Genomic DNA, 22,505 nt, shown 5'->3' with positions numbered 1-22,505 from the left:
GACGACGATGGCCACATACGCGTTGAAGCGGCTGGCGCACTCGCTGATCGTGCTGGTCGGGGTGCTGATCCTGGTCTTCGTCGTCGTGGACCGGATTGGTGATCCGGCGCGCCTGATGCTGCCGGCCGACGCGCCGCGGCAGGTCTACCTGGACCTGCGGGCATCCCTCGGGTTGGACGACCCGTTCTGGGAGCGGTTCGGGCGCACCATCGCAGGCTGGGCGGTCGGCGACTTCGGGGAGTCGCTGTGGCAGGGAGTGCCTTCGCTCCCGCTCGCGCTGGAACGGGTCCCGGCGACCTTGTTCCTCACAGCGGTGTCCCTGGCGATCGCCGTGCCGCTGGCCCTGCTGCTCGGCACCCGGTCGGCCATCAAGCCGGGATCCGTCAGCGACCGGATCCTCACCACGATCTCGCTGGCCGGGGTGTCGATCGCCGACTTCTGGCTGGGCCTGATGCTCATCCTGGTCGTGGGCGTCCAGTGGGGGTTGCTGCCGACCTCGGGGTTCGGTGGGCTCGAATACGTCCTGCTGCCGGCCTTGACGCTCGCCGTCCGGCCCATCGGACGGATCGCCCAGGTGGCCCGCTCCGCCCTCGTGGAGGAGATGGACAAGCCGTACATCAACACGCTGCGGGCCAAGGGCGTACCGGAAGGCCGGATCGTGCGCCGGGACGCCCTCCGGAACTCCGCGATCCCGATCATCACCGTGACCGGCGACGAGATCGCCACCTTCCTGAACGGGGCGATCGTCATCGAGACGATCTTCGCCTGGCCGGGGATCGGATCGCTCTTCATCCAGGCCATCGAGCGTCGCGACCTGCCCCTCATCGAGGCCTGCGTCTTCGTCGTGGCGATCATGGTCATCACCGTGAACCTCCTGGTGGACCTGACCTACGCGCGCCTGGACCCCCGGACGGCGCAGCCCACCACGCGCCGGCAGCGACGCCGTCTGGCCATCCTCTCCCCGAGGAGCTAGGAGGACGGGCTGCGTGTGCACGTCGACCTCTGGGCCGAGAACGAGGCCGGGGTGATGACCACCCGTGGACGGGCTCAGGTCCCGCTCGTGGACGGCCCAGCCGCAGACCATCCCTAGCCGAACCCCCGACACCCAGGGGCGTCCCGGGCCGCACCGGCTCGCTGCACGTTCCACGGACAAGGAGACAGACCCGACATGACCAACGGCCCGCTGCACGGCATCCGCATCCTCGACTTCACCGAGCGCATGCAGGGGCCGTACGCCACCCAGATGCTCGCGGACATGGGCGCCGACGTCATCAAGGTGGAACGGCGGGAGGCGCTGACGCCCGACGGTCGTGCCGACGAACGCTACGGCGAACGCGGGCGCTACGGGGTCGATCCCGAGGACTCCCGCATCTACTCGTCCGGCTTCCTGGCCAACAACCGCAACAAGCGGAGCATGACGCTCGACCTCAAGTCGCCGCGTGGCATCGAGGTCGTGCACAGGATGCTTCCCGACATCGACGTCGTCTACGAGAACTTCCGGCCAGGGGTGATGGAGCGGCTCGGCATCGGCTACGAGCAGTGCGCGGCCATCAACCCCTCGATCATCTACGCGTCCGCGAGCGGCTACGGCCCGGACGGCCCGTACGGCTCCAAGCCCGGTCAGGACGTCCTCGTCGAAGCACTGACGGGATGGGGCGCCGTGAACTCCGACGCGCACGGGCGACCGCAACCGGTCGGCGTGGCCATCGCCGACCTGCTCGGCGGGATGAACGGTGGTTTCGCCGTCGCCGCGGCGCTCGTGCACCGACAGCGGACCGGTGAAGGGCAGCACGTCCGGGTGTGCCTGTACGACAGCGCGCTCGCGGGCCTGGCCGAATGGGGCCTCCACTTCATGAACACGTCGGCCGGCGAGCCGCGTCGCCGGCCGACGATGCACGCCAGCCCGTACACGCCACCGCCGTACGGGTTCTATGCGACCAAGGATGGGCACATCGCGCTGTCCAGCGGGCGGCAGATCTCGACGTTGTGCCGAATCATCGGCATCGACGACCTCACCCAGGAGGAGCGTTTCCGGGACTACTGGGCGCGCGACCGCAACCGGGAAGAGATGGCGGCGCGGCTGGAGGCCGCTCTCGCGCAGCGCACGACCGCCGAGTGGCTGGAACTCATGGAGCCCGAGGACATGTTCGTCGCGCCGGTCAAGACGTTCGAGGAGGCGTTCTCGGACCCGCAGGCCCTGCACAACGAGATGATCGTGACCCTCGACACCCCGGTCGGACGACCGATGAAGTTCTTCGGCGTGCCGTACAAGCTGTCCAGGACGCCGGCCAGCGTGCGCACCGCCCCACCGCTTCACGGGCAGCACACCGACGACATCCTCCGGGAGTTCGGGTACGACGACGCCGGCATCGCGGAGCTGCGCGAGGCGGGCGCCGTCTGAGCGCGGTACGGGCGCACCCGGGCGGGCAGGCCGGGGTCGCTCGGGATCCGAAGCGTTACGCGCCCGGCGGTCGGTACCGGACCTGCTGGGCCTTGCGCATCGCGTCCATCGTCTCCTCGACGGTCATCAGCACCGTCGTCTCGACCGGGCGCAGCGCGCCTCCGGCGCCGAGCGCGAGGGCCACCGCGGCCATGGAGACGTTGTCGGGGGCCTCCCACAGCGTGTAGCCGTCATGCGGGCCGAACGCGTACCAGAACCCGTGCAGCGTCCCGCCGACGGACTCGATGTAGGACCGAGCCGCCTCCCGGCGGTCCTCCGGGTTCCCGATCAGCCGGGCCCAGGTCTCCGGCGTGTAGCTGAACCTGGTCAGGTAGAGCGGCATCGGATCTCCTTCCCGTGCGTCGCGGAAGCACGGAGGACGAGGACGGATCAGCGGTGGCGGGGATCAGCGGTAGCGGGGATCAGCGGTAGCAGTAGGAGTCGGAGGAGGCGTCGCCGCCCTGCAGGCGGACCTGGTGCGGACGCAGGCCGCGCCAGTCGTCCCCGTGCGGGAAGAAGCGCTCGTCGACCGACAGCCCGCCGCGCTCGGGGTCGGCGTCCAGCTTGGCCATCCACGCCCCGACCCCCGCGGGGAAGAACTGGTCGTCCCAGGCGCCGTAGAGCGAGTTGGTGACGTAGATGCGCCGCCCGTCCCTGCTCACCTCGACCATCTGCGGACCCCCCGCCAGGGGCTCGTCCGGTGCGGCCGGGTGCGCGGCCCTGCGGACGATGCCGCCGAGCCGCACCGACCCGGCCTCGCGCGGCTGCGCCGGGTCGGAGACGTCGTACTGCTTGAGCTCGCCGATGCCCCAGCAGGAGACGTACAGCATCCGGTCGTCGACCGACAGGTCGATGTCGGTGACGAGCGGCGGCACCGCGCCGAACGGCTGCAGGGCCGGCGGCAGGTCGGCGGGGTCGGCCGGTTCCGCCGGGATGGTGATCACCTTGTCGACCCGCCACTCGTCGCCGTCGCGGTGCCAGCGCCACACCGAGGCGGACAGGTCGGCGGTCGAGACGACGACGCCGACGAAACCCCAGGTGGCCTCGGGGTCGTGCGACGGCCGCAGCTCCAGGACCATCTGGTGCTCGGCGCCGAGGTCGACCGTCTGCCGGTGCCGGCCCTCGGCGAGGTCCCAGAAGTGCAGCTGGTGGCCGTACTTCCCGCCGAGCAGGAGGTCCGGCACCAGGCCGTCCTCGACCATCGACGGCGTGCCCCACTCGCTGGAGACCAGGGTGTTCTGGTTGAGGTGCCACCACGCGTCGTAGGCGAGGTACTGCGGCCCCCGGTCGGTCTCCCAGGCGCGCAGGACGTCGAAGGTGGCGTGGTCGAGGAGGGCGATCCCGCCGGGCCCGTCGCCGCCGTCGGCCGACACGTCCGCGCTGCCGAGGCAGGTGAGGAAGACGCCGTCCGGACCGCAGTGCAGGGTGTGCGGGCGCGAGTAGCCCGCTCTGTTCGCCAGCTCCTCGGCCTCGACCGTCTTGTGCAGCCGGGGCGACCGGGGATCGGGCCGGGTGTCGTAGACGTGGATGCGCGAGCTGCGCAGGCCGGGCAGCAGCAGGTAGCGACGCTGCAGGCCGTCGGCACCCATGTGGTGGCCCTCGTGCTTCAGGGCGCTGGAGCAGGCGTTCCAGCCGAAGTGGTGCAGCTCGTCGCCCGTCGTCGGCAGGTCCGCCCAGCCGACGATGCGGCCGTACTGGTCGGAGCCGGCGTCGACGTCGACCACCGTCAGCGCATCAGGACGCCGGCCGGCGCGGTCGAAGGCCACCACGTAGGCCAGCTCCTCGGTCGGCGCGGCGATCGCCTCGGACGGGCTGCGGTAGAACGTCGGGTCCATGGTGCCGGCCGCTGTGTCGCTCATCGTGCGCACTCCTCCACGACGGAGATCGTCCTGGCGACGCGTCCGGCATCCGGCGTCCGCTCCCGCCGGGACCGGGCCGGTCGAGCATGCCGCGCGAACGCCGGGGTGGGAAGGACAACGGGACCGCCGCGCACACGCGGACCGGCGCAGCCGGCGGCGCGGGAACCGGCCAGGCACTAGCTTCGGCGCATGGACTCGCAGGCGGCCGCGCCGTCCAGCATCGCGGTGCTCACCAGCGGCGGCGACGCCGGTGGGATGAACTCGGCCGTGCGCGCCGTGGTGAGGTCGGCGCGGTACCACGGCATCGACGTGCACGCGGTCTTCGAGGGCTACCAGGGCCTGGTCGAGGGCGGCGACCTCATCCGGCGGTTCGAGTCGGCGGACGTCGGGGGCATCCTGCAGCGCGGCGGCACGGTGATCGGCACCGCGCGGTCGGAGGTCTTCCGGAAGCGCGAGGGCCGCCGGAAGGCGGCGCGCAACCTGGTCGACCGGGGCATCGACGCGCTGGTCGTCATCGGCGGTGACGGCAGCCTGACCGGGGCCAACCTGTTCCGCGAGGAGTGGCCCGAGCTGCTCGCCGAGCTGGTCGACGCCGGGGAGGTCCATCCCCGCACGGCCGAGGAGCACCGGTTCCTCCGGCTCGTCGGCCTGGTCGGCTCGATCGACAACGACATGTTCGGCACCGACATGACCATCGGGGCCGACACGGCCCTGCACCGCATCGTCGAGGCGCTCGACGCCCTGGACAGCACCGCATCCAGCCACCAGCGCACCTTCGTCGTCGAGGTCATGGGCCGGCACTGCGGCTACCTGGCCCTCATGTCCTCGCTGGCCGCCGGGGCGAACTGGGTGCTCATCCCCGAGCGTCCGCCGGCCGACGACGACTGGCCGAGCCTGATGTGCTCGGTGCTGCGCGCCGGCCGGGAGAGCGGCCGGCGCCGCAACCTCGTCGTCGTCGCCGAGGGCGCGCAGGACCGCCACGGCCGGCGCATCACCGGGGAGGACGTCCGGCAGATCCTCATGCGGGAGCTGGGGGAGGACGCCCGGGTCACGATCCTCGGCCACGTCCAGCGCGGCGGCGCGCCGAGCGCGTTCGACCGCCGGCTGGGCACGGAGCTGGGCCACGCCGCCGTCCGGCAACTGCTCGCCGCCTCGCCGGACACCCCGCCGCAGCTGGTCGGCATCCGCGGCAACCAGCTGGTCAGCTCACCGCTGATGGACTGCGTCGCGAAGACCCACACCGTCGCGGGCCGGATCGAGGCGCAGGACATCGACGGCGCGATGAAGCTGCGCGGGGGGAGCTTCCACGAGTCGTTCCAGATCCTCACCACCATGCAGCAGGCCGCGCCACGGCCGACCCTGTCGGGGCGCACGCGCTTCCGCGTGGCCGTCGTCCACGGCGGCGGCCCGGCGCCGGGGATGAACACCGCGGTGCGGGCGGCGGTCCGGCTGACCCTCGACCGCGGCTACTCGACGCTCGCGGTGCGCAACGGCTTCCGCGGGCTGCGCGACGGCGACGTCCACGAGGTCGGCTGGATGGACGTCAGCGGGTGGGTCTCCTCCGGCGGGGCCGAGCTCGGCACCAACCGGTACGTGCCCGACGACGCCGCCGTCGAGCGGATCGCCGAGGAGGTCGCCGCGCACCGGATCGACGGGCTGCTCATGGCGGGCGGCTGGGCCGGCTACGCCGCGGCGTACGCGCTGCACGCCGCCCGACGGCGGCACGCGTCGCTCGACATCCCGATCGTCTGCCTGCCGATGACGATCAACAACGACCTGCCCGCGACCGAGCTGACGATCGGCAGCGACACGGCGCTGAACAGCATCGTCTCGGACATCGACAAGATCAAGCAGTCGGCGGTGGCGTCGCGCCGCTGCTTCGTCGTGGAGGTGATGGGGCACGACTGCGGCTACCTGGCCCTGATGAGCGGGCTGGCCAGCGGTGCCGAGCGGGTGTACCTGCCCGAGGAGGGGATCACGCTCGACGACCTGACCGCCGACGTGCGCGCGCTCGCCGAGGGGTTCCGCGGCGGCAAGCGCCTCGGCCTGGTGATCCGCAGCGAGCACGCCGACGCCGTCTACAGCACCGGCTTCATCCGGGCGCTCTTCGAGAAGGAGGGCGGGGAGCTGTGGGACTCGCGGGAGGCGATCCTCGGGCACATCCAGGAAGGCGGCGACCCGTCCCCGTTCGACCGGATCCAGGCCACGCGGCTCACCGCCCGCTGCATCGAGTACCTCGCCGAGCAGCTCGAGACCGGCACCCGGGCCAGCGCGATGATCGGCTTCCAGTCCGGCCGGCTGCAGTTCACCGATCTCACCTCCTATCCCACGCTGGTGCAGCGCGGCGTCCAGCGCCCGCTCGAGCAGCGGTGGCTGGCGCTGCGACCGCTCACCCAGGTCATGGACTCGAGCTGAGCGACCCACCGGTCGACCGGTGGGAGCGGCTCACCAGCGGTCGACCGGTGGGCGCGGGTGCGCGCCGTTCGGGCGCAGGCCGGCCAGCCGGTGCCCGCCCCGGTGGGCCTTGGTGGCGAGGTAGTCGGCGTTGGCCGGTGACAGGTGGACCCCGGTGGGCAGTTGCTCGCCCACCGCCACGCCGAGGCGGGACAGCTGCGCCGCCTTGTCCGGGTTGTTGCTGAGCAGCGCGACGGTCCGGGCCCCGAGGGCGTGCAGCATCTGGGCGGCGACGGTGTAGTCCCGCTCGTCCGCGGCATGGCCCAGCGCGAGGTTGGCCTCGTAGGTGTCCAGGCCGCCGTCCTGCAGGGCGTAGGCGTCCACCTTCTCGTACAGCCCGATGCCCCGGCCCTCCTGGCGCAGGTAGAGCAGGTAGCCGCCGGCCTCGGCGATGCGCTCGACGGCTTCCCGCAGTTGGGCGCCGCAGTCGCACCGCTGGCTGCCGAACACGTCGCCGGTCACGCACTCGCTGTGCGGCCGGACGAGCGGGACCGCGGGCGGGACGCCGAGGGACAGCGCCAGGTGTTCACGGCCGTCGACCAGCCCGGTGAACGTGAACATCCGCGCGACCGTGGCGTAGCCGTCGGGGAACCGCAGCGGCACGTCGATCCCGGTCCGCACCCGCGCCTCCGGCGGGCCGGCCGGCATCACCGGCCGCTCCCGTCGTGCTCCGCGCAGAACCGCGGGGAGAACGCGTAGCGCAGCAGCACCACGTCACCGATCTGCCGGACCTCGGCGAGCGTCGCCCGCCGGTCCGGGTTCCAGGGGAAACGGCCGTCGCCGACGAACCGGCGGGAACGGGAGTCCCCGACGAACAGGGGTGCCACGACCAGCTGCAGCTCGTCGGCCAGATCCGCGGTGAGGAACTGGGTGTGCATCGTGCTGCCGCCCTCGACCATCAGCCGGGCGACCCCCCGCGCGGACAGGTCCTCGCTGACGTCGCGCATGTCCACCTGCCACCCGGCGTCGACGACGGTCGCCAGGGACCCCAGCCGCGCCCGGAGGGCCGGAGCCGTCGCGCTGGGGCAGTAGACGAGCTTCTCGCCGGTGCCCGTGCGGAAGAACGCGGCGTCCGCGTCGAGGTCGCCCCGCCGGGTCACCGTGACCTTGGCGGGGGACTCCGGGAGGCCGCGGGCCGCGCGCTCGGCGCGCCGCGCGGCCGAGCGCACCAGCAGGCGCGGGTTGTCGGCGCGCACCGTCGCGGCCCCGACCAGGATGGCGTCGCAGCCGGCGCGGACGGCGTCCACCCGCTCGAAGTCGGCCGCGTTGGACAGGGCGAGGCGGGCGACGTCGGCGCTGTCGAGGTAGCCGTCGATCGACATCCCGCAGCTGAGCAAGGTGTAGGGCCGGTCAGCCATGCATCCTCCTCGCCCCGGCTCCCGCCGGGTCGCCGCGGGTCGCCCCGCCGGTGCCGTCCCCCCGGGCGCGCCGGTCGCCCGCGGCGGACGGTGCCGCGACGACCGAGGTGAGCACCGCCGTGAGGCACGCGGCCGTCGCGTCCCAGCCCGGCAGGGTCGGCCGCCGGTCGAGGGCACGCCGGCGCAGCCGCCGTCGCAGGTCCTCGTCACCCAGCCAGGCCGTGAGCGCCTCGCGGAGCGCGCCGGCGTCCCCGGGCGGCACCAGCAGCCCGGGCGCGCCGTCGGTCGTCCGGCCCAGCGCCTCGGGCAGCCCCCCGACCGCGGCGGCCACGACCGGGAGGCCGACGGCCAGCGCCTCGGCGACGACCATGCCGTACGCCTCCAGCCGCGACGGGTGGACGAGCAGGTCGGCCCACCGGTACTGCCGGCGGAGGTGTGCACCGGTCTGCGGCCCGCACAGGCGGACCCGGCCGGCGACGTCCGCCCCGGCGATATGCCGCCGGAGCCGTGCGACGAAGGCCGGGTCCCGGTCGAGCGGCCCCACCAGCCGGCACTCCCACGGGCCGGCGACCCGGGCGAGCGCCTCGACGAGCAGGTCCTGCCCCTTGTGCGGGGCGACGGCGCCGACGCAGAGCAGGTGCCCGCCGCCGGGTGTCCCGGGTGCCGGGTCGCCGGGCTCGGCACCGGGGTGGGCGACGTGCACCCGGTCGCCGTCCAGCCGGTGCCGGTCCACCAGGACGCCGCGGGTCCAGGCGCTGGTCGTGACGACGGCCCGCGCGCCGGACAGCACGGCGCGTTCCGCCTCCTCGGTTCCCGCGCCCCCCGGCAGCGGCATGTGCACGAGGACGACGAGCCGCACCCGCGCGGCCTCCCGCACGAGCACGGCGTCCGCGGCCGAGCCGATCAGCCCGTCCACGAGCACGACGCCGTCGTCGGGCACCCGCCCGACCGCGCGGGCGAGCGCGGCGAGCGCGACCGGGTCGGGCTCCGGCCACGGCCCGGGGACCGCGTGCTCGCGGACGTCCCACCCGGCGCCGGCCAGCCCGGAGCAGATCCGCCGGTCGTAGGCGTTGCCGCCGCTGGGCCGGGCCGGGTCGTCGACGCCGTCCGGGACGACGACGTGCACGGTGCTCACCGCGGGCACGGTGCTCACCGCGGGCACGGTGTCGGCGGCCGGCTCGGTGCTCACAGCGCCCTCTCGTACGAGGCCCAGGCCACGTGCGACTCGTGCAGCGTGACGGTGAGCCCGTCCAGGCGGGAGCCGCCCTCGCCCAGCGCGCCGGCGGCGATCCGGTCGGCCAGCCGGTCCGCGACCGCCTGCGCGAGCACCTCGGTCGTCGTGTTCCGCCCGGCGAACGCCGGCTCGTCGTCCAGGTTCCGGTAGGTGAGCTCGCCGAGGACGTCGGACAGCGCCGCGGCCGCCCGGGCGATGTCGACCACCACGCCGTCGGCGTCGAGGTCGGCCCGCCGGAAGCTGGCGTCGACGACGAAGGTCGCCCCGTGCAGCCGCTGCGCCGGTCCGAAGGTCGCACCGCGGAAGCTGTGCGCGATCATCATCGAGTCGCGCACGGTCACGCTGAACACGGGCCCTCCCCGTCCGGGTACGCGATCGTGTGGCACAGGGCCGGCAGCCGCCCGTCCGCGAGCCGCGGCAGGACGTCGGGCAGGTCGTCGAAGCGGGACGACCCGGTCAGCAGCGCGTCGAACGCCGGGTCGCGCAACAGATCCAGCGCCAGCGCCAGCCGGTCCCGGGTGGTCCGCGACGCCCGCCGCGCGGGGGAGACCGAGCCCACCTGGCTGGCCCGGATGGCGAGGCGCCGGGAGTGGAACGTCTCGCCGAGCGAGAGGGTCACGGGGGTGTCGCCGTACCAGCTGAGCTCCAGGACCGTCCCCTCGGGGCGGACCAGGTCGAGGGCGAGCTGCAGCCCCGCCGCCGTCGCGCTGGCGTGCACCACGAGGTCACGGCCGTCGGGCGCGCCGGGCGGTTGCGCGAAGTCGGCCCCGAGCTGCTCGGCGACCCGGCCGCGGCCGGCGTCGACGTCGACCAGCGTCACGTGCACGCCGGGGATGCCGGCCAGCAGCCGGGCCACGCAGCAGCCCACCATGCCACCGCCCACGACGGCGACCCGGTCGCCGATCAGCGGTGCACCGTCCCAGAGCGCGTTGACCGCGGTCTCCACGGTGCCCGCGAGCACGGCGCGCGCCGGTGGCACCCCGTCGGGCACGGGGACCACCGCCGCGCCGGGGACCACGTACGCGGTCTGGTGGGGGAACAGCGAGAAGACCGTCCGCCCCCGCAGCCCGGGCGGGCCGACCTCGACCAGGCCGACGTTGAGGTAGCCGTACTTCACCGGGCCGGGGAAGTCGCCCTCCTGGAAGGGTGCCCGCATCGCGGCGTGCTGGCTCGGCGGGACCCTGCCCCCGAACACCAGGGTCTCCGTGCCGCGGCTGACGCCGGAGCAGACGGTCCGCACCAGCACGTCGGAGGCGCCGGGCTCCGGGAGGGCGACGGGCCGGATCTCGCCGATCCCCGGCTCCCGCACCCAGAACGCCCGTGCCTCGCGTCGCACGCCCCGCATCTTCAGGCATGCAGGTCGGTGGGGGAGAGGATCACGTCCTGGCAGCCGTACACGTCCATCAGCCGCACCGTGGCCAACCGGTCCGGGGTGAGCTGCACGGGGCCGCGTCGGCTCAGGGCGTAGCAGCGGTACCCGTCGGTCGTGCACAGGTCGGCGATGAGGGCCCGCAACCGCGCCGTCCCGGGCAGCACCTCGACGAAGACGGTCACCCGCTGCTCCCGGAGGTGCTCGCGGGCGGCCCCGAGCAGCGCGTGCTCCTGGCCCTCGACGTCCAGTTTGACCACGTCGACGCCGTCGAGCAGCCGCCGGACGTCGACCGCCGTCACGTCGAGCGCGGCCCCGACGTCGCGGGCCATCTCGGCGGGGAGCTCGGTGTCCCCGGCCAGGAACGCGACCGTCGGGGTGGACTGCTGGTCGGCCGGGACCTGCAGCCGCACGGAGGAGACGGCGGGATCGGCGACGGCCGCCGCCTCGACGACCTCGACCGAGCCGACGTCGTTGAGGGCCAGGTGCTCCCGGCAGACCGCCGCGGACAGCGGGTGCGGTTCGACGGCGACGTAGCGCACGTCCGGCGCCGCCAGGCCGCCCTGGACGGAGAAGTAGCCGACGTTCGCACCGAGTTCGAGCACGGACCGTGCGTTCCGGCAGGAGCGGCGCCACCACGGCAGCAGTTCGGGCTCCCAGCCCTGCTCGCCGGACCAGTACAGCTGCCCGAGGACCTGCGAGTCGACGGCGCGGAAGCGGAGCCCGGGGTTGTCGGTCAGCCGGAAGGTCGAGACCGCCCGGGGGATGCCGCCGGCGCGGAGGGCGTGCAGCACCGTCCGGTGCGCCCGGCCCGGGTCTCCCGCCGCGCCCGCCCGCGACAGCGCCCGGCGGAGGGGGTCGGCGAGGGCCACGGGCAGCGGGCCCACCGTGGCACGGGCGAGGGCCCGACCGGCGTCCCGCGCGGCGTCGCCGATCACGGCTCGACCGCTCCGACCGGGGACGGCACGGGTCCGCTCCCCGGCGGGCCGTCCGGCGGGCCGAAGGCGGCGCGGACCCGGCCGACCGCTGAACGGCGCCCGAGCCACTCGCCGGCCAGCACGAGCGCCCCGGGCAGCGTCGCGGCGAAGGCGATGACGCCGTAGGCGGTGGCCGCGGCGACCCCCGCGGCGGCCCCGAGCCCGGCCGCGCCGAACACCCATGCGGCCGCGCCCTCGCGCGGTCCCCACCCGCCGATGCTGAGGGGGAGGGCCATCGCGAGCATCACCAGCACGGCCAGCGGCACCAGGCGGGCGGGGGGTGCGGCCGCGCCGGTCGTCCGGGCCGCGACGAGGAACGTGGTCGCGTGGCCGGCGGCCACCACCACCGAGGTGGCGACGACGACCGGCCAGGCCCGGCGGGCGAGCAGGCCCTCCCGCACGTCGGCGCGGACGGCGCGGACGAGCCGGGCCCACCGCGGCCGACGGGCGCGCGGCAGGGCCCGCGCCGCCAGGGCCGCGCCGGCGAGCGCGGCGAGGGCGGCGGCGACCGCCCAGCCCAGCCAGGAGCGCACGGGTGAGTCCAGGACGAGCAGCACGCCCAGGGCGAGCAGCACGAACACCACCTGCCCGGCCGCCCGCTCCCAGAACACCGCCCGGAGACCCCGGCCCACGTCGCCCTCGTCCCGGCCGTGCCGCACGCCGCGATGCACGTCACCGACCACGCCGCCGGGCAGCGCGCTGTTGAGGAACTGCGAGCGGTAGCACGCCGCGACGGCCGTCCGCAGCGGCAGGTCGACGCCGAGCCCGGCGACCACGGTCCGCCACCGCCAGGCCGCGCACACGGTGGTCACCGTCGTGATGCCCCCGGCCGCCAGCAGCGAGGCGGCGTCGATCCGCCGGATCCCCTCGACGAACGGGCCGGTGCCCACCCGCCAGACGACGACGGCGATGATCACGACGCCTGCCAGGCGCCGTGCCCAGCCCCACACCGCTGTGCCCATGGGCCGGAACTCCCTCGGACGACTCCTACCGACAGGTACGGGCCGGTCGCGGATCCGGTTCCCGCAGTCGCGTGTCGCGTCCCGGAACGCATCCGCGCAGCTCCGACCGCTCCTGTGGCGCGTTCCATGTACCAGGGTGGCCCGGTCGTGACAAGGCCCAGTCGTGACGAGGCCCAGACGGAGGCCACCGTGCGGACGGTCGGGAGTGCGTCGCTGGTCGGGCCGGCCGCGCGGACCCGGGTGGTCACCGCCGTGGTCGGCACGGTAGGCGTGAGCCGTGGCTGAGGTGGTGCACGAGCGCCGCGCGGGGCGCCGGCGGGCGTGGTGGGGATGGTCGGCGACCGTCCTGGCCGGCGTCCTCGTCTGGTCGGTCCTGCTGGCACCGGACCGGCTCTTCCGGTTCACCCCCGCCGTGCTGCTGCGCATCCCGCTGGAGGCGCTGGCCGTGGTCGCGCTGGCCCTCGTGCTGCCCTCGCGCCGGCTCCGCGTCGTCGCCCCCGTCGTCGGAGCGCTGCTGGGCCTGCTCACGCTCGTGCGGATCCTCGACCTGGGGTTCCGCGCGGTGCTGCACCGGTCGTTCAACCCGGTGACCGACTGGCGGCTCCTGGGGCCGGCGGCCGTTGCGGTCCGGGACTCCGCCGGCTCGGGGTGGGCCGATGCGGCCCTGGCCGGCGCGGCGCTCGTCCTCCTCGTCCTCGTCGTCGGGGTGACCCGGTCGGTGACGCGGCTGTGCCTCGTCGCCCGGCGGCACCGTCGCGCGACGGCCGGCACGCTCGGGGGGCTGGGCGTGCTGTGGCTGGTCGCCGCGCTGCTCGGCGCGCAGCTGGTGCCGGGCGCGCCGGTCGCATCCCACGGCGCGGCCGACCTGGCGGTCACGCAGGTGCGCGCTGCGGCGGAGAACCTGCGCGACCTGCCGGTGTTCCGGGAGCAGCTGGCGGCCCACGACCCCTACGCGTCGGTGCCGGCGGACCGGCTCCTCGCCGGGCTGCGCGGCAAGGACGTGGTGGTGGTCTTCGTGGAGAGCTACGGCCGCGTCGCGGTCGAGGACCCCGCGGTCGCTCCCGGGGTGCGGGCGGTGCTCGCCGCCGGCACGCGGTCGCTGGAGGACGCCGGCTTCTCCGCCCGGAGCGCGTTCCTCACCTCACCCACGTTCGGAGGGGTGAGCTGGCTGGCGCACGCCACCCTCCAGTCCGGCCTGTGGATCGACCGGCAGCAACGCCACGACCAGTTGCTCGCCAGCGACCGCCTGACGCTGAGCGCCGCCTTCGCGGCGGCCGGCTGGCGGACCGTCATCGACGTGCCGTCGAACCGGGGCCCCTGGCCGGAGGGCGAGCGCTTCTACCGCCTGGACCGCACCTACAACCGGTACGACGTCGGGTACGCCGGCCCCAAGTTCGGCTTCGCGGCGATGCCCGACCAGTACACGCTCGCCGCGTTCGAACGGCTCGAGCTCCGTCCCGGCCACCCGCCGGTGATGGCCGAGATCGACCTGGTCTCGGCCCACGAGCCGTGGACGCCGCTGCCCCGGCTGCTCGACTGGGCAGCCCTCGGGGACGGCTCGGTGTTCGACGGCATGCCCGCGGAGGGGCCGTCGGCGGCGGAGGTCCTCGGTGACGCCGAGCGGCTGCGCGCACTGTACGGGCGGTCGATCGAGTACTCGCTGGACGTCCTCTTCTCGTGGGTGACGACGTTCCACCGGGACGACGACGACCTGGTGCTCGTGCTCGTCGGCGACCACCAGCCCGCGGAGATCATAAGCGGTCCGGACGCGACGCCCGACGTCCCGGTCACGGTGCTGGCCCGCGACCCGGCGGTGGTGGACCGGCTCGCGCCGTGGAACTGGGACACCGGCATGCTGCCGGGCCCGCGCGCTCCGGTGTGGCCGATGGACGCCTTCCGTGACCGCTTCTTCGCCGCCTTCGGATCCGCGCCGGTCCCCCCCGGACCGTCCGCCGCCGAGCGGCCGCGCTGACCGCCCGTTCCGTGACCGACCTGCGCGGGCGCCGCGGTCCCGCTTGCCATGCCGTTCGCGCCACAGGATGCTGCCCCCGTACCGATGCCGGGGTGGGCGCCGTCGCGCCCGACCCGGTGGCGGTCCCCAACCGAGGCGGGCACGGCTTCCCCGAGGAGGATCCGGTGGCGGCGACCGGCGCGCGGGCGACCAGGACCGGCGACGCGCGGTCCGGCACCGCGGCCGTCGGGGTCGGCGCACCGGGCAGCGACGCCTCGTCCACCACCGGACGGGGGGTCGACGGAGGGCCCGGCACGTAGCCGCCGACCCGTTCGCCGCCGGATACGAAGGTCCACCGACAGGGGAGGCGCTCGGGTGTTCCACCGCATCGCCGTCATCAACCGGGGCGAGCCTGCCGTGCGGCTCATCCGTGCCGTGCGCGAGCTCGACGCGGAGCGCGGCACCCGGACGCGGGTCATCGCCCTGCACACCGAGGACGAGCGCCGGGCCACGTTCGTGCGCGCCGCCGACGAGGGCGTCGTGCTCCGCCGGACCGGGGCGGGCAGCCCGTACCTCGACCACGGGGAACTGCGTCGGGCGCTGCGCACCAGCCGCGCCGACGCGGCGTGGGTGGGGTGGGGGTTCGTCGCCGAGGACCCCGCCTTCGCCGAGCTGTGCGCCGACCTGGGCGTGACGTTCGTCGGCCCGCCGCCGGAGGCCATGCGGCTGCTCGGCGCGAAGATCGAGGCCAAGGTCCTCGCCGAGAAGACCGGCGTCCCGGTGGCCCCGTGGAGCTCCGGACCGGTCGAGGGCCTCGAGGACGGCCGCCGGCACGCGACCACCATCGGCTACCCGCTCATCGTCAAGGCGCGCAGCGGTGGCGGGGGTCGCGGCATCCGCGTCGTCCGCTCGGAGGCCGAGCTCGACGAGGCGCTGACCCGCACCCGGATCGAGGCCGAGCGGACCTTCGGCGACCCGGTCGTCTTCATGGAGCGGCTGGTCGAGGGCGGGCGGCACGTCGAGGTGCAGATCATCGCCGACCAGCACGGCACGGTGTGGGCCCCCGGCGTGCGGGACTGCTCGGTGCAGCGGCGCAACCAGAAGATCATCGAGGAGTCCAGCTCGCCGGCGTTGAGCCCCGAGCAGGACGCCGCCCTGCGGGAGGCCTCCGTCGCGCTCGTGCGGGCGGCCGGCTACGTCGGCGCCGGCACCGTGGAGTTCCTCTACCAGCCGGAGGAGCAGCTGACCACCTTCCTGGAGGTCAACACCCGGCTGCAGGTCGAGCACCCGGTGACCGAGGTGACCACCGGCCTGGACCTGGTCAAGCTGCAGCTGCACGTGGCCGCCGGCGGCCGGCTCGAGGGCGATCCGCCCGCGGCCTCCGGGCACGCGGTCGAGGCGCGGCTCACCGCCGAGGACGCCGAGCAGGGTTTCGCCCCCGCGCCCGGCCGGGTCGAGCTGCTGCGCCTGCCCACCGGCCCCGGCGTCCGGGTGGACACCGGCATGGGCGTGGGCGACGTCATCCCGCCGGAGTACGACTCGATGATCGCCAAGGTGATCGCCTGGGGCCGCGACCGCCCCGAGGCGCTCGCCCGGCTGCGCTGCGCGCTGCGGGAGACCACCGTCGTGCTGCGGGGCGGCACCACGACGAAGTCCTTCCTGCTCGACCTGCTCGACCGCCCCGAGGTGGTGGCCGGGACGGCTGACACCGGCTGGCTGGACCGCAGCGGAGCCGTCAGCGGCGCGCGGCCGCTGGGCCGGGCCTGGGTGGCGCTGGTGCACGTGGCCATCGACGTCGCCGACGCCGAGGAGGCCCGGGAGCGGACCGCCTTCCTCGCTTCGGCCCGGGGCGGCCGGCCGCGCGCCTCCCACGACGTGGGCCGCACCCTGGAGCTGGGCTACCGCGGGCAGAGCTACCGGCTCACCGTCTCGACGCTGGCCCGGGACTGCTACCGCGTGGAGCTCGACGGGCGGTACGTCGACGTCGACGTCGACCGGTCCGGCCCGCTGGAGAGCCGGCTGTCCGCCGCCGGCGAGCGCTTCTCCGTCGTGGCGGTCCAGGCTCCCGGTTCCCACCTCGTGGAGGTCGACGGCGAGACCCACCGCGTGTCCCGCGACGTCGGGGGAGTCGTGCGCGCGCCGGCGCCCGCCGTGGTGGTGGCGGTCCCCGCCGCCGTCGGCCAGGAGGTCGAGGCCGGCCAGACCATCGCCGTGGTCGAGAGCATGAAGATGGAGACGGCGGTGCGGGCGCCGTTCGCCGGCCGCGTCCGCGACGTGCTGGCCGCGGTCAACGCCCAGGTCGACGCGGGTGCGCCGCTGCTGACGCTGGAGCGGGCCGGTGGTGAGGTCGAGGAGGTGTCCGGCGAGCGCGTCGCCCTGCCGCCCGCGGACGACGCGGCGGCCGGGGAGCCGCGGGAGCGGGCGCTCTCGCTCCTGGCGGCGCTGCAGGCGCTGATCACCGGCTACGACGTCAGCCCCGGCCACTCCCGGCAGCTGATCGCCGGGTACGGCCCCGCCCGTGCCGAGGTCGCGGTCGACGACACGGAGCTGCTGCACGGCGAGCTGGCGGTGCTGACCACCTTCGCCGACCTGTGCGAGCTGTCGCGCAACCGCCCGGCGAGCGCCGAGGAGGAGGCCGACCAGCAGGTCCACAGCCCCCGCGAGTACTTCCACGCGTACCTGCACTCGCTGGACGTCGACCGCGAGGCGCTCCCGGAGAGCTTCCGGGCCCGGCTGCGCCGGGCGCTGTTGCACTACGACGTCCACGACCTGGAGCCCGGGCCGGTGCTCGAGGAGGCGGTGCACCGGATCTTCCTCGCCCAGCAGCGCGTCCGCGAGCAGCTGCCCGCCGTGCAGGCGCTGCTGGACCGCTGGCTCACCGCCTCCCGGCTGCCGGACGGCGCCTCGCGGGCCGAGGTCGCCGAGGTGCTCGACCGCCTCGTCGTCGCCACCCAGCTGCGCTATCCCGCGGTCGGCGACCTGGCCCGCGCCGTCCGGTACCGCCACTTCGAGGAACCGGTGCTGCAGCAGGCGCGGCAGGAGGTCCTGGCCGAGGCCGAGCGGCTGCTCGCCGAGCTCGACGAGGCCGGTGCGCGCGGTGACGCGGCGGAGAGCATCCGGCGGATGGAGGCGCTGGTCGCCAGCCCCGAGCCGCTGGTCCGGCTGCTGGCGCAGCGGCTGGCCCGCGAGACCACGGTCCCCGACCCCGTGCTCGAGGTGCTCACCCGCCGCTACTACCGGAGCCGCAGCCTGGAGGACGTGCGGTCGACCCTGCTCGACGGGGACACCTGCGTCACGGCCGAGTACGACCTGAACGGCACCCGGCTGCACCTGGTCGCGCTGATGACCGGCATGGCGCGGCTGCCGCAGGCCCTGGCGTCGCTGGCCGGCGTGCTGGCCGAGGTCGCGGACCCGCCCCAGGTGGTCGTCGACCTGTACGTGAACTGGCCGGACCGCCCGGCCGATGCCGACCAGCTGTCGGAGCACCTGCGCGGCCTGCTCGCCGGCGTCCCGGCGATGCGCACCGGCCGGCGGGTGACCGTGACCGTGTGCACCCCCGACGGGGACGTGGAGACGGTGACCTTCCGCCCGGCGGCGGGCGGCGACCCGGCCGAGGAACGGGTCATCCGCGGCCTGCACCCGCTCACCGCCCAGCGGCTGGACCTCTGGCGGCTGAAGGAGTTCGACGGCGAACGCGTGCCGTCGGCCGAGGACACCTACCTGCTCCACGTCACGGCCAAGGAGAACCCGAACGACGAGCGGTTCATCGCCATGGCCGAGGTGCGCGACCTGACCCCGGTGCGGGACGAGACGGGCGAGGTCGTCGGCTTCCCCACGGTCGAGCGCCAGCTCACCTCCTGCCTGGACGGCCTCCGCCGGGCGCAGTCCCTGCGGCGGTCCCGGCGCCCGCTGGAGCACAACCGGATCCACCTGTACGCCTGGCCGTCGATCGAGGTGCCGCTGGCGGAGGTCGCCGAGTTCGCGCGCACCGCGGCCCCGCTGACCCTGGGCGCCGGTCTGGACCAGATCGTGCTCCTGGCCCGGCTGCAGGAGGAGGGCGGCCCGCCGCGCAACGTGGCGCTGCGCTTCTCCTACCGGCCGGGCACCGGCGTCCGCATGCAGGTCACCGACCGCCCGACCGAGCCGCTGCGCCCGCTGGACGAGTACACGGAGAAGGTGCTCAGCTCCCGGGCCCGGGGTGCGCCCTACCCCTACGAGCTGGCGCCGTTGCTGGCCGGCCCGGACGGCTCGTTCGTGGAGCACGACCTGGACGCCGACGGCCGGCTGGTCCCGGTCGAGCGCCCGCCGGGGAAGAACCGGGCGGGGATCGTCGTGGGACTGGTCACCACGCCGACGCCCCGCTACCCGGAGGGGATGACCCGGGTCGCCCTCTTCGGTGACCCGACCAAGGCACTGGGCACCGTCGCCGAGCCCGAGTGCGCGCGGGTCGTCGCGGCGCTGGACCTGGCCGAGGAGCGGGGCATCCCGGTCGAGTGGTTCGCGCTCAGCTCCGGCGCCCGCATCTCGATGGACAGCGGCACCGAGAACATGGACTGGGTCTCGCGGGCGCTGCGCCGGATCATCGAGTTCACCCAGGCCGGCGGCGAGATCAACGTCGTCGTGACCGGCATCAACGTCGGCGCCCAGCCGTACTGGAACGCCGAGGCCACGATGCTCATGCACACCAAGGGCATCCTGGTCATGACGCCGGACAGCGCGATGGTGCTCACCGGCAAGCACTCGCTCGACTACTCCGGCGGCGTCTCGGCGGAGGACAACTTCGGCATCGGTGGCTACGACCGCGTCATGGGTCCGAACGGGCAGGCGCAGTACTGGGCGCCGAACCTCACCGCGGCGCTGGAGCTGCTGTTCCGGCACTACGAGCACAGCTACCGGGCGCCGGGGGAGCGCTGGGCGCGGCCCGCCCCGACCACCGACCCGGTCGACCGGGACGTGCGCGAGTTCCCGCACGACCACCCCTCCAGCGAGTTCACGCGCGTGGGCGACGTCTTCTCGGCCGAGAAGAACCCCGAGCGCAAGAAGGCGTTCGACATCCGCACGGTCATGCGCTCGGTCACCGACCAGGACCACCCGGTGCTGGAGCGGTGGGCCGGCATGGCCGACGCCGACACCTCCGTCGTCCTCGACGCCCACCTCGGCGGGCACCCGGTGACCGTCCTGGGCGTGGAGTCCCGGCCGATCCCGCGCCGGGGCAGCTACCCGGCCGACGGGCCGGACCAGTGGACGGCGGGGACGCTGTTCCCCCGCTCGTCGAAGAAGACCGCCCGGGCGATCAACGCGGCCAGCGGCAACCGGCCGCTGGTGGTGCTGGCCAACCTGTCCGGCTTCGACGGCTCGCCGGAGTCGCTGCGCAACATGCAGCTGGAGTACGGGGCGGAGATCGGCCGGGCCATCACCAACTTCGACGGCCCGATCGTCTTCTGCGTGGTCTCCCGCTACCACGGGGGCGCGTTCGTCGTCTTCTCCGGCGTCCTCAACGACAACATGGAGGTCCTCGCCGTCGAGGGCTCCTACGCCTCGGTGATCGGCGGGGCACCGGCCGCCGCCGTGGTGTTCTCGCGCGAGGTCGACAAGCGCACCGCCGCCGATCCGCGGGTGCGGGAGCTGGAGGCGGCGATCAGCTCGGCCGACGCCGTGGAGCAGGCCCACCTGCGCTCCGAGCTCGCGACGTTGCGCACCACCGTCCGCTCGGAGAAGCTCGGCGAGGTCGCCGCCGAGTTCGAGGCGGTCCACGACATCGAGCGCGCGCGCCGCACGGGCTCGGTGCACGCCATCATCCCCGCCGCCGAGCTGCGGCCCCGCCTCGTCGCCGCGGTCGAACGCGGGATGGAGCGCGCCGGCTCGGACCGATCGCGTCCCGTCGAACTGGGAGGACTCCCGTGAACGCCTTCGTCCTGAACCGGCACGGTCGCATGGTGTTCCCGTCGAACGTCATGCCCGAGCTCGACCTCTCCACCGTGGAGACCCTCGACCAGCTCGACAGCGTCATCCGCCGGGACTTCGAGACGAAGGCACCGAGCGGGACGGACATCTACGAGCGGGTCCAGACCGGCGCCTACGACAGCCGCTACGGCCTGTTGCGCGACGTGGCGCTCAACCTGTTCTGGGCCAACCGGTTCTCCATCACGATGTACGCGAAGCGGCCGACCCGCTGGGCCGACGTCCCCCGGCGGCGCAACGACGTCTTCCTGCCGGTGCTGGAGCCGTGGGAGGACGGTGAGAAGAAGGTGGCCGCCGTCCAGGGGGCCTACCCGTCGCTGCCCGCCCGGTGGGACGCCGAGGTGGAGGACCGGATCTCCGGCATCCTCCTCGACGTCTTCGCCAACCGCCGGCACCACGCGACGACGCTGCCGGCCGTGAAGCCGACGGTCGCCGAGTTCCTCGAGAAGCCCGGCAACCTGACCTTCCGGCTGCGCGGCTACGACCCGGACTTCCCGGTCTACACCTACGACGACATCCTCGACTGCGACGAGGCGGTGCCCGAGCTCGAGGCGCTGCACCGCTGGGCGATGGTGCTGCACAACCAGTACCCGTGGGACCGCTCGCAGGTGGAGCTGGTGGCAGCCGACCAGCTGGCCGACGACGACTACGTGGTGGCGTTCCACCCGCGGGACAAGGAGGTCCGGGACTTCCTGCGCCGTCTCGCCGCGGGCGCCGTGCCGCGCACCACCGCCGCACCGGCCGAGGCGCGCCCGCCGGTCCGGCCCTACCCGGAGATCGACGTCCGCCGGCGCTTCACGGTGATGCCCCGGCTGGAGGCGCTGGCCGCGGTGCACGGCGACCAGGTCTGCGACAACGACGACCTGATCCGCAACACCGCCTACAACTGGTCGCCCATGAGCGCCGACGAGATCTCGGCCAAGACCGGCATCGAGCAGCGCCGCTACAGCTCGCTGCCGCTCGAGGAGCTGGCCCTGCAGGCCGCGGAGGCGGCGCTGGCCAAGGCCGGCCGCGAGCCGCAGGAGATCGGCGCCGTCCTGGTGTGCACCTGCACCAGCTCCCGGCTGATCCCGTCGCTGGCCACCTACCTGTGCGGCCAGCTCGGGATGCACCAGGTGTACGCCGCCTACGACCTCATCGCGGCCTGCGCCGGCATGCCCTACGGCGTGGCCGACGCCGTCCGCCTCCTGCAGGAGGTCGAGCGGCCGGTGCTCGTCGTCTGCGTGGAGAAGTTCTCGGACAAGATCGGCAACGTCCGGACGTCCCGGATGATCTTCGGGGACGGCGCGGCCGCGCTGGTCGTCGGCCCGGCGCCCGAGGGCGCGGACACCGACTTCGACTACATGAAGACCTACGCCAGCGGCCCGGCCAGCGAGGTCAACTCGATCCTCTGGCCCAACCCCGAGTTCGACAACAACATCACGGTGTTCGGCCCGCAGGTGAAGGCGCTGGCCGGCCGCTACCTGTCGCAGATGATCGAGGAGCTGGGCGGGCTCCCGCACCCGGACGGCGGGACCGGCTCGCTGCTGGACGGCATCGACCTGATCGTGCCGCACCAGGCGAACAAGACCATGGTGATCCAGCTGGCCGAACGGGCCGGGCTGACCGCCGACCAGCTCTACTTCAACATCGAGCGGGTCGGCAACACCTCGTCGGCGAGCATCCCGCTGGCCATCCACGACGCCGTCCGCGACGGCGTGATCACCGAACCGGTGCGGATCTTCGCGCCGGGCTTCGGCGCGGGCGCCGTGGCCGGGTACGCGGTGATGCGGGTGGATCCCGCCGTCGTCGCCGTCCAGGGGCCGCCGGCGCGGCACGAGGCCGCCGCGGAGAGGCCGGCCCCGGCGCCGGGTGAGCCGGGACCGGCGTCCGAGGGGATGCGGGAGGCCTTCGGCTGATGGAGGACCCCCCTGCCGCCCGCCACTCGCGAGCTCGCGGCG

General features: G+C 74.4%; 15 protein-coding genes. 6 read left to right on the top strand and 9 right to left on the bottom strand.

Translation table 11 applies throughout. From position 1 onward, the window contains the following. The first annotated feature begins 7 nt into the window (after positions 1-7). Together OF117_RS07910 and OF117_RS07905 are read left to right on the top strand one after the other, a co-directional pair. Positions 8-973: an ABC transporter permease gene (locus tag OF117_RS07910; RefSeq protein ID WP_263552274.1), complete on the top strand. Its 966-nt coding sequence runs from the start codon at positions 8-10 to the stop codon at positions 971-973. Positions 974-1,168: 195 nt separating this feature from the next. Continuing rightward, entirely contained in the window at positions 1,169-2,401 is a 1,233-nt protein-coding gene (locus OF117_RS07905; protein WP_263552273.1) for a CaiB/BaiF CoA transferase family protein, read from the top strand. Between the two features lie 55 nt (positions 2,402-2,456). On the opposite strand, the gene OF117_RS07900 is transcribed toward OF117_RS07905, so the two are convergent. Together OF117_RS07900 and OF117_RS07895 are read right to left on the bottom strand one after the other, a co-directional pair. After that, entirely contained in the window at positions 2,457-2,783 is a 327-nt protein-coding gene (locus tag OF117_RS07900; protein WP_263552272.1) for a GYD domain-containing protein, read from the bottom strand. A gap of 79 nt (positions 2,784-2,862) precedes the next feature. Continuing rightward, entirely contained in the window at positions 2,863-4,299 is a 1,437-nt protein-coding gene (locus tag OF117_RS07895; protein ID WP_263552271.1) for a selenium-binding family protein, read from the bottom strand. 189 nt (positions 4,300-4,488) lie between these two features. On the opposite strand from OF117_RS07895, the gene OF117_RS07890 reads away from it, so the two are divergent. Then, positions 4,489-6,714, top strand: a complete 2,226-nt coding sequence (locus OF117_RS07890; RefSeq protein WP_263552270.1) for a 6-phosphofructokinase — start codon at positions 4,489-4,491, stop codon at positions 6,712-6,714. 30 nt (positions 6,715-6,744) lie between these two features. Here OF117_RS07890 and OF117_RS07885 read toward each other — a convergent pair whose 3' ends face one another. The 7 genes from OF117_RS07885 to OF117_RS07855 are packed head-to-tail and all read right to left on the bottom strand — an operon-like array spanning position 6,745 to position 12,653. Then, positions 6,745-7,374, bottom strand: coding sequence for a GTP cyclohydrolase II (locus OF117_RS07885; RefSeq protein ID WP_263552269.1), 630 nt, complete (start codon positions 7,372-7,374; stop codon positions 6,745-6,747). Positions 7,375-7,400: 26 nt separating this feature from the next. Continuing rightward, positions 7,401-8,111, bottom strand: a complete 711-nt coding sequence (locus OF117_RS07880) for a RibD family protein (RefSeq protein WP_263552268.1) — start codon at positions 8,109-8,111, stop codon at positions 7,401-7,403. Further along, entirely contained in the window at positions 8,104-9,300 is a 1,197-nt protein-coding gene (locus OF117_RS07875; RefSeq protein ID WP_263552267.1) for a glycosyltransferase family 4 protein, read from the bottom strand. The genes OF117_RS07880 and OF117_RS07875 overlap by 8 nt, the downstream gene beginning before the upstream one ends. Then, positions 9,297-9,695: a 6-pyruvoyl trahydropterin synthase family protein gene (locus OF117_RS07870; protein ID WP_263552266.1), complete on the bottom strand. Its 399-nt coding sequence runs from the start codon at positions 9,693-9,695 to the stop codon at positions 9,297-9,299. Before OF117_RS07870 ends, OF117_RS07875 begins: the two co-directional genes overlap by 4 nt. Further along, positions 9,683-10,681 (bottom strand): zinc-dependent alcohol dehydrogenase, encoded by a 999-nt coding sequence (locus OF117_RS07865; RefSeq protein ID WP_263552265.1) that lies wholly within the window; start codon positions 10,679-10,681, stop codon positions 9,683-9,685. Before OF117_RS07865 ends, OF117_RS07870 begins: the two co-directional genes overlap by 13 nt. An 11-nt stretch (positions 10,682-10,692) precedes the next feature. Beyond that, on the bottom strand, positions 10,693-11,652 hold the full coding sequence (locus tag OF117_RS07860; RefSeq protein ID WP_263552264.1) for an FkbM family methyltransferase: 960 nt from the start codon (positions 11,650-11,652) through the stop codon (positions 10,693-10,695). After that, positions 11,649-12,653 carry a YbhN family protein gene (locus tag OF117_RS07855; protein ID WP_263552263.1) on the bottom strand — a complete coding sequence of 335 codons (1,005 nt, stop codon included), beginning with the start codon at positions 12,651-12,653 and terminating at the stop codon, positions 11,649-11,651. The genes OF117_RS07860 and OF117_RS07855 overlap by 4 nt, the downstream gene beginning before the upstream one ends. Before the next feature lie 277 nt (positions 12,654-12,930). On the opposite strand from OF117_RS07855, the gene OF117_RS07850 reads away from it, so the two are divergent. The 3 genes from OF117_RS07850 (at position 12,931) to OF117_RS07840 (ending at position 22,463) form a co-directional block, all read left to right on the top strand. Next, on the top strand, positions 12,931-14,625 hold the full coding sequence (locus tag OF117_RS07850; RefSeq protein ID WP_263552262.1) for a hypothetical protein: 1,695 nt from the start codon (positions 12,931-12,933) through the stop codon (positions 14,623-14,625). Positions 14,626-14,979: 354 nt separating this feature from the next. After that, positions 14,980-20,508, top strand: a complete 5,529-nt coding sequence (locus OF117_RS07845) for a carboxyl transferase domain-containing protein (RefSeq protein WP_263552261.1) — start codon at positions 14,980-14,982, stop codon at positions 20,506-20,508. After that, entirely contained in the window at positions 20,505-22,463 is a 1,959-nt protein-coding gene (locus OF117_RS07840) for a 3-oxoacyl-ACP synthase III family protein (protein ID WP_263552260.1), read from the top strand. Before OF117_RS07845 ends, OF117_RS07840 begins: the two co-directional genes overlap by 4 nt. Positions 22,464-22,505: the final 42 nt, after the last annotated feature.

The sequence above is a fragment of the Geodermatophilus sp. YIM 151500 genome, assembly GCF_025716945.1.
GTDB lineage: Bacteria > Actinomycetota > Actinomycetes > Mycobacteriales > Geodermatophilaceae > YIM-151500.
Note: the sequence above shows the minus strand (reverse complement) of the source record. Positions and strands in the feature narration are given on the sequence as shown.

Bases quoted from the DNA above. Each gene is read 5' to 3' on its own strand.
- OF117_RS07895 (WP_263552271.1), bottom strand. From the start codon at position 4,299: ATGAGCGACACAGCGGCCGGCACCATGGACCCGACGTTCTACCGCAGC.
- OF117_RS07910 (WP_263552274.1), top strand. From the start codon at position 8: ATGGCCACATACGCGTTGAAGCGGCTGGCGCACTCGCTGATCGTGCTG.
- OF117_RS07880 (WP_263552268.1), bottom strand. From the start codon at position 8,111: ATGGCTGACCGGCCCTACACCTTGCTCAGCTGCGGGATGTCGATCGAC.
- OF117_RS07855 (WP_263552263.1), bottom strand. From the start codon at position 12,653: ATGGGCACAGCGGTGTGGGGCTGGGCACGGCGCCTGGCAGGCGTCGTG.
- OF117_RS07905 (WP_263552273.1), top strand. From the start codon at position 1,169: ATGACCAACGGCCCGCTGCACGGCATCCGCATCCTCGACTTCACCGAG.
- OF117_RS07890 (WP_263552270.1), top strand. From the start codon at position 4,489: ATGGACTCGCAGGCGGCCGCGCCGTCCAGCATCGCGGTGCTCACCAGC.
- OF117_RS07900 (WP_263552272.1), bottom strand. From the start codon at position 2,783: ATGCCGCTCTACCTGACCAGGTTCAGCTACACGCCGGAGACCTGGGCC.